This is a genomic window from Streptomyces xanthochromogenes (genome assembly GCF_014650455.1).
Lineage (GTDB): Bacteria > Actinomycetota > Actinomycetes > Streptomycetales > Streptomycetaceae > Streptomyces > Streptomyces xanthochromogenes.
The window spans coordinates 443,368-456,049 of record NZ_BMUZ01000005.1; the positions used below are offsets into that span (position 1 = coordinate 443,368).

Sequence of the window (12,682 nt, forward strand, 5' to 3'; positions counted from 1 at the left end):
CCCCCGCACCGGCGCAACAGAGCCCCGGCGCACAGAACATGCCCGGAGCGCAGAGGATGCCCGCGGCACTCAGGATGCCCGTGGCACTCAGGATGCCCGTGGCGTCACCGAATGAAGGAAGCCCGAAGATGACGACGAGCCTGCCGGTCCCGATCGAGTTCGATGTGCCGCAAGGCTGGCGCCCCGCGTCGCCGGACGAGGCAGGCGCACCCGGCGCGGCATTCGTCGCGCTCCACTTCTCCCCGGACGCCGGCTTCACCGCCAACATCACCGTCGACGGCGAGTACCGCCCCGACCCGGCGACGTTGCCCGAGATCGCCGACGGGTCGGTGCATTCGATGGGGGCGGTCTCCCGCACGCCGGTCACCGTCACCGACCGCAGCGAGACCGGCTCGACGGATGCGCCCGGGCTCGCCCAGACCCTGGTCTTCTCGACCGTCGTCGGCGGGCAGCACCAGGACCTCGTCCAGTCGCAGGTGTACCTCTCCATGCTCGACGTCCACGATCCGCACAAGCGAGTCGTGATCCGCCTGGTCCTCACCTCCTCGGCGGCGCAACACCCCGACGTACTGGCCGACTTCCAGCTCCTGGTGCGCAGCGTCCGCCCGGGCGGAAGTGCGACGCAGTAGCGCGGACCCCGGACGCGGGACCCGGGCGTGGGGCCCGGATGTGGGGCCCGGATGTGGGGCCCGGATGTGGGGCTCACCTGAGGTGTTCGGGACGCAAGGGGTGCCAGGTGGACCTGGTGGCCTGGGGCCCTGGTGACCGGGGGCCCTGGTGACCTGGGGGCCCTGGTGACCTGGGGGCCCTGGTGACCTGGGGGCCCTGGCGGCCTGGGGGCCCTGGCGGCCTTTGGTGGGGAGTCGTCATGGCTTGTGTGCCACCGACAGCCTTCATAGGTTGGGGCCATGGGACTCTTCGACAAGCTGACCGGCACTCGACGTCCGCCCGAGGGAGTGCCACCGGTCCCTGCGCAGGAACTGCGGGCGGCCCTGCTCGGCCTCAACCGGCCCGACGTCGCGTACGTCGTCCGGTACGGCGGTGGCGAGGGGTGCGACCTCCTGGCGGAGTGGCGGCTGACGGAGCCCGCCTGGCGGCAGACGTTCGTCCAGTCCCGGATCAGTCACGCCGTGCGCATCCGCATGAGGCTGGACGCCGAGGCGCGCGAAGTGCGCGCCCTGGAAGACCAGTGGGAGCTCAGCCGGGTCGGAACTCCCACGACGCTCCAGGTGACATCGCAGCGCACACGCGGAGCGAGCCGGACCGTCAGCCGCGAGTGGACCATCGGCCGCGGTTCGAACGGCCGCCTGCAAGCGACGGAGACCTTCCACTTCGACAGCGCCCAACTGCGCGAACCCCTGCGCGAGACGGTCCTCACTTCCGGCTGGACATGGCGAGGAGTGGTCCTGGGGAAGCTGTGAGGCCTGCCCCAGGACCAACCACGAGCACCCAAACAACCTCATCCGGAAGGCAGTTGAAGGCCGTCACCGCATACTGAGCCAATGCGGATCGAGGGCGATCGTCCTCAGCTGGTCCAGGGTGAGGACGGGCGCGGTGCGTGTGGCCGGCTCGCTCTGATCCCCCGCGTTGAAGGCGGCGACGACGACCCGGAACCCGTCGGGGCGCACGGTGTCGGCGATCCACTGCACGACCCCGGCCCCGCCCTTCTCGCCCGGCTCCTTGTCCAGGCCGATCCGGGTGCCGTCCGGCAGGGTCGATGTCTCGCCCCGGGGCGAGACGTCCGACATCCGGGACTGCACATTGATCTGCACAAGGCTCTTGCCCTTGCCGTCGTCGACCACGGCGAAGGCGAAGCCGTCCTGGTTGCCCTTCTCGACGACCTTGAGACCCTTGCCAGCGGGCAGCAGGGCGAGGAGCTGCTTCTCGACCGCGCTGCCGGAGGCCATGCCGGACCCGGCCTCCTCGGCGGGCGCGGCCAGGCCGTCCGCCACCGTGAGCCACTGGGGCGCGGTGGCCACCGTCCTGAGCTGGGCAACGGTGAGCGGCGGGGTGTCCCGGGTGGTCGCGGCGCCCTTCTCCGACGGCGCGTTCCACTCGCTCACGTCGACGAGTGCGCCCTTCGGGGTCAGCAGAACGGCCCGCCAATGCTTGGTCGGCTCACGCCGGTCGGGGTACTCGTAGCCCTGGAACAGCATGAACCGGGAGCCGTCGGCCAGCTTCTCGGCCGTGCAGGCGTCGTAGTGCACGACGGCCTTGGCCGGGCAGGAGACCTGCTGGCCGCTGGACTCGGCGGCCGGATCGACCCTGTTCACCATGAGCCCGATCGCGCCCGCGCCCCTGCCGTCGTCGAACACGACGGACGCGGCGGGCGCGGGCGCCACGAGGCTCGCGTCATCGGCGTTCGCCGGCTTCGCCGGATCGGCTGGCCCGCTCCCCTGCTCCTTGGTGACGTCACCCGCAGGAAGCAGCGACTTGAGGAGCGCGACCATCTGCGCCCCGTCGGCCTTCCCGCCCACCGGCCGGGTGGGCTTCGCCGGCCCGGCCACCGAGCTGTCCCCGCCCCCGTGCCCCCCGCCGACCAGGCCCGCGGCGTAGGCGCCGCCGAGGCCCACGGTGGCGAGCGCGAGGACGCTGCCGGCGACGGCGGCCGTACGGCGCCGGGCGAGGCGGCGTCGACCCCGCAGCAGACCGGACTCCACCAGGTCGCGCCGGTCGTCGAGTTCGAAGCTGTGCCCGGTGTGGCGCAGTGCTTCGCCGAGTCGGTCCTCAAAGGGCATGGCGAACCACACCTTCCTGTTGCGATGACTGAAGGTTCACTGCCGACCGCCACCAACCGGGCCGGGCAGAAGGGTCGTTGTCGGTCAGAGTGCGGCGTACTCGGCCAGCGATCCGCCGAGCAGCTCCCGCAGTTTGGCGAGAGCACGCACCGAGCGGGTGCGCACGGCGGCCGAGCTCACGTTCATGGCGTCCGCCGTCTCCTCGATGCTGCGGTCCTCCCAGTAGCGGAGCACGACGACCGCCCGGTCCTTCGGCGACAACTGCCCGAGCGCGTCGAGCAGAGCGACGCGCAGGGCCGGGTCGTCGCCCGCGGCGGCGAGGCGTTCGGGAACCTCACCGAGCGGCCGCTCGGTGGCCGAGCGGCGCCGACGGTGGGTGAGGAAGGTCCGCACGAGCACGGTCTGCGCGTACGCCGCCGGATTGTCGATCCGGGCGACCCGCCCCCACAGCGCGTACATCCGCCCCAGCGTCTCCTGCACCAGGTCCTCGGCGAGGTGGGTGTCCCCACTGGTCAGCAGACAGGCGGAACGGAAGAGCTGCCCCGCGCGCCCGGCGGCGAACTCCCTGAACTCCTCGGCCCGTGACCATCTCGAACCCCCCACCGGTCGCCCCTGTCCCCCCGCTTGCACCACGGCTCTGCCCCCGCCCCCACCCGTCGCTCGTCCCCCTGCACTCCCTCGACGCGCTGAACCGTCCGTAATGTTTCACCCGACTTTCCGGGGCCCCGCGGCGGGCCCGCCGGCTGCCCCGGGCTCACACGGCGTACGTGCCGAACTCGTCGTCGTACTGCTTCGGGAACCCGGTCCACTTCAGTTCGCCCGGCAGATGCGCCATGTCGTTGAGGAGCAGCACGGAGGCGGGCCGGTCGGGGGCGTAACGGATGACGGTCAGGGCCGCGTTGCAGGGACTGAGCCCGATCCAGCGCCAGTCGGGCGCGTCGAGCGCGGCACGCACCAGCCAGCCGATGAGGAAACTGTGAGTGATCACGAGCTCGTGGCGCGGGGCGGCCCCGGCGGCGAAACCGGTGCAACGGGCCATGGCCTCGCGCAGGAGCCGGGCCCCGGCCTCCCGCTCCCCCGGCCCCGGGTCGCCGAGAAAGCCGAGGATGCGGTCGGCGTGGGCGCCGGGGAGTTCCGCACGCTCCGGCCAGTACGGCACGTAGTCCCCGGCCCACTCCGCCTCCTGCGGCACCACGCCGTCCAGTTCGGCGGCGACGAGGTGCGCGGTCTCGGCGGCCCGCCCCAGCGGCCCGTGGTGCACGGCGTCCCACGGCACCCCGGCGAGCCGCCGCCCGAGCAGCCCGGCCTGCCGCCGCCCGGCGTCGGTGAGCGCGGGCCCCTCATGACCCGCGTCACCATGCCGGGCGAGGTAGAGGTAGCGGGGAGCTGCGGGGGCAGTGGTTGCGGGGGTTATGGGGGTTATGGGGTGGGGCACGGTGCTGCTCCTAGGGGTTGGAACGTGGATATCTGACAGGTGAGATCTGACGGCTGAGATCTGACAGTCACCATCCGGCAGTCGTCAGGCGCCAGTCTTGATCCGGCAGATGGTCCCGGCAGATGGTCCGGGCAGTCGGTCCGGGCAGTTGGGTTCCGCCGTCGTCATCAGATGACGCCTTGCAACCGTCATCGGTTCGTCGCCCATCGCACGTCGCCCGCCGCACGCGGCCCGCCGTCCATCACCCCTCACACCCGAGCTCTGGCGTTTCCCCGCCCGAACATGAAATTTGTTCACTTTCCATTGACAGCACCCGGCCCGGGGCCCAAAAGTTCCCCCATGACGCCGCCGCCCCTGCCGCCGCTGCCCTCCTTCCCTCCCGACTTCCTGTGGGGGGTCTCCGCCTCCGCGTTCCAGATCGAGGGCGCGGTGGACGCCGAGGGGCGAGGGCCCTCCGCCTGGGACGCGTTCACCCGGGAGCCCGGCCGGATCAGGGACGGCTCGCACGCGGACGTGGCCACCGACCACTACCACCGCTATCGCGAGGACGTCGCGCTGATGGCCCAACTGGGCGTCGGCGCCTACCGGTTCTCCGTCTCCTGGTCCCGGGTCCAGCCTTCCGGCGAGGGCCCGGTGAACCAGCGGGGGCTCGACTTCTACGACCGCCTCGTCGACGAGCTGTGCGCCGCCGGGATCGCCCCCGTCCCCACCCTGTTCCACTGGGACACGCCGCTCGCCCTGGAGGAGCGCGGCGGGTGGCTCGACCGGGACACGGCGTACCGGTTCGCCGCGTACGCCTCGGTCGTCGCGGAGCGGCTCGGGGACCGGGTGCCGCGCTGGATCACCCTCAACGAGCCCGCCGAGATCACGCTGCTCGGCTACGGGATCGGCGAGCACGCCCCGGGCAGGCGTCTGGTCTTCGACGCGTTGCCGGTGGCGCACCACCAACTCCTGGCCCACGGGTTGGGAGTTGAGGCGCTGCGTGCCGCCGGTGCGCGCGAGATCGGCATCGCCGCCTCGCACAGCCCGGTGTGGACGGCGGGGGAGACCGACGAGGACCGTGCGGCGGCCGAGTTGTACGACACGTTGATGAACCGCCTGTTCGCCGATCCGATCCTCACCGGTGCCTACCCCGAGGGCTGGGCCGAACTGATGCCGGGCCCGGTGACCGAGGACCTGAAGACCATCTCGGCGCCGCTGGACTGGTACGGGATCAACTACTACAACCCGGCCCTGGTGGGCGCGCCGAAGCCGGAGGCCGTCACCAGCCTCGCCGGGATCGATCTGCCGCCGGACCTGCCGTTCGGACTGCACGAGATCGAGGGTCACGAGCGCACCGACTTCGGCTGGCCGGTGGTCCCCGAGGGCCTGTCCGAGCTCCTGCTCAACTTCCGTACCCGGTACGGCGATTCGCTCCCCCCGGTCCTCATCACCGAGAACGGCTGCTCGTACGGGGACGGCCCCGACCCGGCGAACGGCGGCCGGGTGGCCGATGTCCGGCGCATCGCCTACCACGACGGTCATCTGCGAGCCCTGCACCGGGCGATGGCGGAGGGCGTCGATGTGCGCGGCTATTTCATCTGGTCCATCCTGGACAACTTCGAGTGGGCGGAGGGTTATCGGCAGCGTTTCGGCCTCGTCCACGTCGACTACGAGACCCTGGCGCGCACGCCGAAGGACTCGTACGCCTGGTACCGGGACGTCATCAGGCACAGCCGCCCGGGGTCGCTCGGGGAGGTCCGCCCGGGGTCCCCCGGAGAGGTCCGGTGACGGCGGGCTGCGGGAATCCGCGCGGGGACACCGGGTGACGCCGGAGGCCGGGGCGGAGGCCGGGGGCGGGCCGGCGACGGCCGCGGGAGGGCCGACGGAGGCTGGGGTCGGGCCGGCGGAGGGCGTGGAGCGGGAGCCCGGCGGGCGTTGGGTGGGGGCGCTCTCGTTGGCCAACCTCGGAGTGTGGGTGGGGTGGTTCGGCCCACTGCAGCTGCTCCTGGCCCGCCAGGCCGAGCACTTCACGCCGGACCACAAGGCCTCAACCCTGGCCGTTGTGACGGGACTTGGGGCAGCGGTCTCGATGGTGGCGAACCCGGTGTTCGGCGCGCTGTCCGACCGTACGACGGCGCGGGTCGGGCGGCGCATCCCGTGGGTCGTGGCGGGCGGCACGGGCGGCGCCCTGGGGTTGCTGCTCCTGGCATGGGCGCCGGACGTGGCCGTGATGGCGGCGGGCTGGTGCCTGGTTCAGCTGGCCCTGAACGCCTCGTTCGCCGCGCTGACGGCCGCCGTGCCGGACCAGGTCCCGCACCGCAGGCGGGGCATGGTGGGCGGCTGGCTCGGGGTGTCCCAGGTGGCCGGCATCCTGGTGGGCACGGCGCTGGCGACGGTGGCGGGCGGCATCGCGGCGGGCTATGTGGCGTGTGCGGTCTTCTCGCTCCTGGCGATCGTCCCGTACGTGCTGATGCGCAGGGACACTTCGTCGCCCCCTGGCTCTCAACCACCTTTCACATGGCGGGAGTTCGCGCGGGGCTTCTGGATCGATCCGCGCCGCTTCCCCGACTTCGGGTGGGCGTGGATGACGCGCTTCCTGATGAACCTGTCGTACTCGATCAGCACGATGTACCTGCTGTACTACCTGACCGACGCGGTGCACTACGCGGGTGACGCGGACACCGGTGTGCTGATCCTGACCGCCCTCGACGCGGTGACGCTGCTCGGCACGGTGGTGATCAGCGGCGTCTGGTCGGACCGTACGGGGCGGCGCAAGGTGTTCGTCGTGTGGTCCGGTCTCGTCATCTCGGCGGCGACCCTGCTCCTGGCGGTGTGGCAGACGTGGACGGGCGCGGTGGTGGCCTCGCTGGTGCTCGGGGTCGGGTACGGGGTGTATACCTCCGTCGACTTCGCGCTGCTCACGGATGTGCTGCCGAGCGCCGCCGACCGGGGCCGCGACCTGGGCGTGATCAACATAGCCAACGCGCTGCCGCAGGTCCTGGCCCCGGTGGTGGCGGCCCCGGTCGTCACCCACCTCGGCGGATACGGGGTCCTGTACACGCTGGCGGGGGCGATCGGGGTGGGCGGGTCGGTGCTTGTGGGGCGGATCCGGTCGGTGCGGTGAAGGGCGGCGGGGGCTCGTTGGGGCGCCCGGGGCCCGGAGGGGTGGTCAGCCGGCCTGCCGGTCGGCTCCGACGGCACAGGCCGGGACGACCAGCAGGTCCCATCGCCCCCTGCCCGGCGCGACCAGGCAGAGGGTGTCGGGGGCGTGCCGGGCGGTGGCGCGGTGCAGTCGGATGACGTGGTTGGCGAGCAGAATCCGCCCGGGGAAGGCCGACCACATGGCGGCGTTCACGGTGGCGTGGGCGATCTGGGGCCAGCTGTGCGGCAACGCGCTTACCAGGACCGGGAGTTCAACGGTCAGGTCGTCCGAGCGTGGCCACCAGACGCCGTCGATGGCCTGTGGTCCGCCCGGGCCCGGCGTGAGCCGAAGGCGAGCCGAACCGGGCGGGGAACCGGGCGGCGGCCCGGGTGGGGGCAGGGGGCGCAGTGGTGTCGTGGTCATGATGGCGGTGCCTCCGGTACGAGCGGTGGTGCCGGGCCTTGCGGGGCTCGGGCACGGCGGGGGGAACTCCTGGGAAGGGGTGGTCGCCGGACGTGTTTCCTGGAGGGCCGGTGGCGGGGGGAGGCTCGCCCGAACTGGCGTAAGCGACGTGGCCGGCACAACCGGGGTAACCGGGGTGACTGGCGCAGTCGGCGCAACTGGCATACATCTGCGGCTCCTTGTCCTCGGTCGGTTCGATGCGGCCGGGGTCCGGGGCTGCGAGGTCGAGCGGGTTGGCGGGGGGCGGGAGGGGGCTGGTGGCGCTACGGGCGGGGACGCACCCGTGTGTGCCCGGCCCACGCGGCACGCCGGGCGCGCAGGACGTTCATCCGCTGGATCGTATGGGCCGTCGTGACGATCAGGATGAGCAGCAGGGCAACGGTCAGGGCCTCGATCATGCCGGTCACATCCCCATGACCAGACGGCTGGCCGGGATCGCGCCGCCGGTCGAGGGCGTCTCGTCCTCGGGCTCCTCGGAAGCCGGGCGCGGCGCCGTCCCGTCACTCGCGCCGCCTGCGCAGCGGGCCGCTTCCTCCGCCATGAGCGCACCGGCCGTCAGGGCCGGTCCGGCGGGATCGCACGCGGCGGCCATGAGGCGGGCGGCCGAATCGGCGGGGGTGCCGGGCGGGATCACCAACAGGTCCCAGCGTCCGACGGTGTTGGAGAGCAGGAGCAGCTTGTGCGCATCCTGCTCGGCCTTGAACCAGCCCACTTTCACCACGTGCCCGCGCACGGCCACCTTGTGCGGGACGACGGGCCAGTACCGCGGGTTCACGGCGATACGGGTGACCCGCCCCCAGAGGGGGTCGAGTACGCCGATGAGTGAGGGCAGTTCGACGGCCAGGTCACGGGAGTACGGCCACCAGGCCCCGTCGAGAAGCCCGCGGGCCCCGTCGCCCCCCTTCAACGCGACGCGGGCGGCGGAACACGGGCCGGATTCGCCCGGCGACTCCGGGCCGTCAGGGCCGACGCCGAACTCGGTGCTGGTGCTGGCGTCAGTTTCGGTGCCAATTTCGGTGCTGGCGTCGGTGCCGGTGCGGGTGCTGGCGTCGGTTTCGGTGCCGGCGTCGGCGTCGGTTTCGGTGCTGATGCCGGTGCCGGGGTCAGCTCCTGCCTCGGCTCCGGCGTCGGCGCTGATGCCGGTGTGAATGGTCGCGGACATGGCGCGGACCTGTCTCCGGGTGGATGGAACGCGGCCCGGGATATTCGCTCTCACCGAGAACGACGCCGACGTGGCAGCCAGTGTGCGAAGTGCCCTCGATGCGCACAGGCTACTCCCCCACCCGCCGGCCGGACCGCGAAAAGCCCGCACCAATAGCAAAAGCCCCAGGTCACGGCGAGTGAGTCCTGGGGCTTCTACAGAGCCGCCTTCGGGATTCGAACCCGAGACCTACGCATTACGAGTGCGTTGCTCTGGCCAACTGAGCTAAGGCGGCACCGCCCTGCGCACCATGGTGCGAGCAGCAGCGTCGCCAAGTCTACACAGTTTCTGGAGTGCTCCCGACCACGGTCGGGCTGGGCCGCCGAGGGCCTATGAGCAGCGCTTTCCCTTCGGCGGCGGGGTGCCGTCGAGGAGGTAGTTGTTGATCGCGGTGTCGATGCAGTCGCTGCCGCGGCCGTACGCGGTGTGGCCGTCGCCCTCGTAGGTGAGGAGGGTGCCGGAGGAGAGCTGGGCCGCGAGGGACTCGGCCCACTTGTAGGGGGTGGCGGGGTCGCGGGTGGTGCCGACGACCAGGATCGGGGCGGCGCCCTTCGCCTCGATGCGGTGGGGCGCGCCGGTGGCCTTGACCGGCCAGTACGTGCAGTTCAGGCCGGACCAGGCGAAGCCGTCGCCGAACACCGGGGAGGCCTTCTCGAAGGAGGGCAGAGTCGCGGCCACCTCGGCGGGGCCGGTGAAGGACGGCGGCAGGTCGAGGCAGTTCACAGCGGCGTTGGCGAACATCAGGTTCGCGTACTTGCCGCTCGCGTCGCGCTCGTAGTACGAGTCCGCCAACGACAGCAGGCCCGCGCCGTCGCCGCCCATGGCGCGGTTCAGCGCGGTGCGCAGCTCGGGCCAGGCAGCCTGGTCGTACATCGCGGCGATCACGCCGGTGGTGGCGAGGGACTCGCCGAGTGTGCGGCTCTGGCCGGTGGGGACCGGCTTGGCGTCGGTGTCCTTGAAGAACTTCCGCAGCCGGTCGGAGGCGTCCGAGACGGACTCGGTGCCCAGCGGGCAGTCCTTCTGCTTGATGCAGTTCGCGGCGAAGGACTGGAAGGCGGTCTCGAAGCCCGCGGTCTGGTCGCGGTTCATGTCCAGGGAGGAGAGCGAGGGGTCCATCGCGCCGTCGAGGACGAGCCGGCCGGTACGGGACGGGAACAGCTCGGCGTACGTCGCGCCGAGGAACGTGCCGTACGAGGCGCCGACGTAGTACAGCTTCTGGTCGCCCAGCACTCCCCGCAGAACGTCCATGTCACGGGCCGCCTCAACCGTGGAGACGTGCGGCAGGATCTTGCCGGACTTGGTCTCGCAGCCGGTCGCGAAGTCCTTGAACGCCTTGGCCAGTGCGCCCTGTTCGGCGGCGTCGTCGGGGGTCTGGTCGACTTCCGTGTACGCGTCCATCTGCTTGCCCGTCAAGCATTCGACGGGCTCGCTGCGGGCCACTCCGCGCGGGTCGACGGCCACCATGTCGTAGCGGGCCCGCACCGGCGCGGGGTAGCCGATACCGGCGTAGGACTGGAGGTAGCCGACCGCCGAGCCGCCCGGGCCGCCCGGGTTGACCAGGAGCGAGCCGATCCGCTTGCCGGGGCCGGTCGCCTTCACCCGGGCCACCGCCAGGTTGATGGAGGGGCCGGCGGGCTTCGCGTAGTCGAGCGGCACCTTCATCGTGGCGCACTCGAACTTGCCGACACCGCACGCCCGCCAGCTCAGCTTCTGCGTGTAGTACGGGGCGAAGGCCCGCGCCGTGGCGGCGTCGGCCGGGCCCGCCTTGCCTGCGTCGTGCGGTGAGGCGTTCGCGGACGTGGACGAACTGCCCGACGAGCAGCCGGAGATGAGCAGGCCGGCCGTCGCGGCGGCGATGGCTGAAGTACGGAGCAGGCGCCTAGGGTCCATCTGCGGAGCGTATCCGTCCGGTGACGCGATGTATGCGGCGCGCGGCGGCACGGCTCGTACGGGTGATCCCGTCAATCCCGTCCGCCCCGGCGTCCCACCACGTCCGCATGACCCATCCACCCCCTCGATTCCGTCCCGGCTCTGCTGCCCGGTCCACTTCCGTCCGGCCCCTGCCGTCCGGGCTCTTCTGTCCCCCTGTTTCCCCCGCCCTGCCTTTCCGGCCTTGCCTGACCGGCCTTGCGTGGCCGCCCTGCCTGTCCGGCTCAGCCCGCGCGCAGGGCCAGCGTCATCGACTCCATCGCCAGGAGCGGGGCCACATTGCGGTCCAGGGCCTCGCGGCAGGCCAGGATCGACTCGATGCGGCGCAGGGTGCGCTCGGGGCCGGACGCCCGGGCGATCCGGTCCACCGCGTCCCGTACGTCCTCATTGGCGATGGCCACCCGGGTACCCATTTGCAGCGTGAGGACATCGCGGTAGAAGCCGGTCAGCTCGGTCAGGGCCAGGTCAAGGCTGTCGCGCTGCGTACGGGTCTTGCGGCGCTTCTGCTTGTCCTCCAGCTCCTTCATCACCCCGGCGGTGCCCCGGGGCATGCGGCCCCCGGCGACGCCGCCCATCGCCGCCTTGAGGTCCTCGGTCTCCTTGACGTCGACCTCGTCGGCCTGCTGCTTGGCGTCCTCGGCGGCGGTGTCGACCAGCTCCTGCGCCGCCTTGAGGCAGCCGCCCACGTCCTCCACGCGCAGCGGCACCTTCAACACGGCGGCCCGCCGGGCCCGGGCCGCGGCGTCGGTGGCCAGGCGGCGGGCCCGGCCGATGTGGCCCTGCGTGGCGCGGGCCGCCGCATAGGCGGCCTCGGGCTCGATGCCGTCGCGCCGGATCAGCACATCCGCGATCGCCTCAACGGGCGGAGTCCGCAGGGTGAGGTGACGGCAGCGGGACTTGATGGTGGGGAGCACGTCCTCCAGGGAGGGCGCGCACAGCAGCCACACCGTGCGGGGAGCCGGCTCCTCGACCGCCTTGAGAACGGCGTTGGCGGCCTGCTCGGTGAACCGGTCGGCATCCTCGACGATGATCACCTGCCAGCGGCCGCCGGACGGCGACATCTGGGAGCCGCGCACCAGCTCACGGGTCTGCTTGACGCCGATGGTGAGGCCTTCGGTCGTGATGACCGTGACATCGGCGTGCGTACCGATCAGTGCCGTATGGCAGCCGTCGCAGAAACCGCAGCCCGGTTCGCCGCCCAGGGCACGGTCCGGGCTGACGCACTGCAGGGCCGCAGCGAACGCGCGGGCGGCGGTGGGGCCGCCCGAACCGGGCGGGCCGGTGAACAGCCAGGCGTGCGTCATCTTCGACGCCTCGGGGCGCGGCTCGCCGGAACGCTCGGCGGTGATCAGCGCATCGGCATCCCGGGCAGCGGCACTCAGCTGCTCCTGCAAGGGGGCCTGGCCCACCAGGTCGTCCCAAACGGCCATCTACTGCCCCTCCGTCCCTCCGGTCGCTGCTGCGCCCATTGTGCGCCACCCCACTGACAACGGACGCCAGTGGGCAAAACCCCGCAGGTCAGGGCAGCAGCCGGTGGATGCGCTCCCTGCCCCCGGCACCGGTCCGGTGATCACGCCCGTCGCCCCGGTGACGCCGGCCGTCGTTCCGGTGACCACGCCTGCCGACCGGGTGGCGCCGGCCGTCGTTCCGGTGACCACGCCAGCGGGCCCGGTGACCAAGGCCATCGGTCCGACGATCCCGGCCGGAGCCCGTTGCGCGGCTCTGGCCCTCGTCTGCCCCGCGGCCCTTCGGCCCGGCCCGTGCCTTCCCTGCGCACCGCGGCGGCGGCTCCG

The 12,682-nt window shown here is 72.1% G+C and carries 12 protein-coding genes and 1 tRNA gene; 4 read left to right on the top strand and 9 right to left on the bottom strand.

Annotated features, from left to right (window positions below; genetic code table 11):
- The first annotated feature begins 128 nt into the window (after positions 1–128).
- Positions 129–629, top strand: coding sequence for a hypothetical protein (locus tag IE267_RS16170; protein WP_189763684.1), 501 nt, complete (start codon positions 129–131; stop codon positions 627–629).
- Between the two features lie 279 nt (positions 630–908).
- Entirely contained in the window at positions 909–1,421 is a 513-nt protein-coding gene (locus IE267_RS16175; protein ID WP_189763685.1) for a hypothetical protein, read from the top strand.
- Between the two features lie 63 nt (positions 1,422–1,484).
- Here the strand turns inward: IE267_RS16175 and IE267_RS16180 are convergent, their stop codons facing one another.
- The 3 genes from IE267_RS16180 to IE267_RS16190 all read right to left on the bottom strand — a co-directional run bounded on the left by IE267_RS16180 (position 1,485) and on the right by IE267_RS16190 (position 4,173).
- Positions 1,485–2,738: a hypothetical protein gene (locus tag IE267_RS16180; protein WP_189763686.1), complete on the bottom strand. Its 1,254-nt coding sequence runs from the start codon at positions 2,736–2,738 to the stop codon at positions 1,485–1,487.
- Between the two features lie 84 nt (positions 2,739–2,822).
- On the bottom strand, positions 2,823–3,341 hold the full coding sequence (locus tag IE267_RS16185) for a SigE family RNA polymerase sigma factor (protein ID WP_161253574.1): 519 nt from the start codon (positions 3,339–3,341) through the stop codon (positions 2,823–2,825).
- Between the two features lie 151 nt (positions 3,342–3,492).
- Positions 3,493–4,173, bottom strand: coding sequence for a histidine phosphatase family protein (locus tag IE267_RS16190; RefSeq protein WP_229861217.1), 681 nt, complete (start codon positions 4,171–4,173; stop codon positions 3,493–3,495).
- A gap of 339 nt (positions 4,174–4,512) precedes the next feature.
- On the opposite strand from IE267_RS16190, the gene IE267_RS16195 reads away from it, so the two are divergent.
- The gene (locus IE267_RS16195) at positions 4,513–5,943 is read left to right on the top strand and encodes a GH1 family beta-glucosidase (protein WP_189763687.1); all 1,431 of its coding nucleotides are present in this window, start codon (positions 4,513–4,515) and stop codon (positions 5,941–5,943) included.
- Between the two features lie 124 nt (positions 5,944–6,067).
- Positions 6,068–7,279, top strand: a complete 1,212-nt coding sequence (locus IE267_RS16200) for an MFS transporter (RefSeq protein ID WP_229861219.1) — start codon at positions 6,068–6,070, stop codon at positions 7,277–7,279.
- A gap of 45 nt (positions 7,280–7,324) precedes the next feature.
- On the opposite strand, the gene IE267_RS16205 is transcribed toward IE267_RS16200, so the two are convergent.
- From IE267_RS16205 to IE267_RS16225, 6 genes are all read right to left on the bottom strand, one after another.
- The gene (locus tag IE267_RS16205) at positions 7,325–7,720 is read right to left on the bottom strand and encodes a DUF5994 family protein (protein ID WP_189763689.1); all 396 of its coding nucleotides are present in this window, start codon (positions 7,718–7,720) and stop codon (positions 7,325–7,327) included.
- Positions 7,721–8,022: 302 nt separating this feature from the next.
- Complete coding sequence (locus IE267_RS40145) at positions 8,023–8,157, bottom strand: hypothetical protein (RefSeq protein WP_268251552.1); 135 nt, start codon at positions 8,155–8,157, stop codon at positions 8,023–8,025.
- 5 nt (positions 8,158–8,162) lie between these two features.
- A complete protein-coding gene (locus tag IE267_RS39645; protein ID WP_373304557.1) occupies positions 8,163–8,849 on the bottom strand; it encodes a DUF5994 family protein in 687 nt (228 codons plus the stop codon).
- Between the two features lie 272 nt (positions 8,850–9,121).
- Positions 9,122–9,195 (bottom strand) — tRNA-Thr (locus IE267_RS16215).
- A gap of 95 nt (positions 9,196–9,290) precedes the next feature.
- On the bottom strand, positions 9,291–10,850 hold the full coding sequence (locus tag IE267_RS16220; protein ID WP_189763690.1) for an alpha/beta hydrolase: 1,560 nt from the start codon (positions 10,848–10,850) through the stop codon (positions 9,291–9,293).
- Positions 10,851–11,113: 263 nt separating this feature from the next.
- Positions 11,114–12,319 (bottom strand): DNA polymerase III subunit delta', encoded by a 1,206-nt coding sequence (locus IE267_RS16225; RefSeq protein WP_189763691.1) that lies wholly within the window; start codon positions 12,317–12,319, stop codon positions 11,114–11,116.
- Positions 12,320–12,682: the final 363 nt, after the last annotated feature.

Coding starts and splice junctions, on each gene's coding strand:
- IE267_RS16220 (WP_189763690.1), bottom strand. CDS start 10,850: ATGGACCCTAGGCGCCTGCTCCGTACTTCAGCCATCGCCGCCGCGACG.
- IE267_RS16175 (WP_189763685.1), top strand. CDS start 909: ATGGGACTCTTCGACAAGCTGACCGGCACTCGACGTCCGCCCGAGGGA.
- IE267_RS16180 (WP_189763686.1), bottom strand. CDS start 2,738: ATGCCCTTTGAGGACCGACTCGGCGAAGCACTGCGCCACACCGGGCAC.
- IE267_RS16195 (WP_189763687.1), top strand. CDS start 4,513: ATGACGCCGCCGCCCCTGCCGCCGCTGCCCTCCTTCCCTCCCGACTTC.
- IE267_RS40145 (WP_268251552.1), bottom strand. CDS start 8,157: ATGATCGAGGCCCTGACCGTTGCCCTGCTGCTCATCCTGATCGTCACG.
- IE267_RS16170 (WP_189763684.1), top strand. CDS start 129: ATGACGACGAGCCTGCCGGTCCCGATCGAGTTCGATGTGCCGCAAGGC.
- IE267_RS16205 (WP_189763689.1), bottom strand. CDS start 7,720: ATGACCACGACACCACTGCGCCCCCTGCCCCCACCCGGGCCGCCGCCC.
- IE267_RS16225 (WP_189763691.1), bottom strand. CDS start 12,319: ATGGCCGTTTGGGACGACCTGGTGGGCCAGGCCCCCTTGCAGGAGCAG.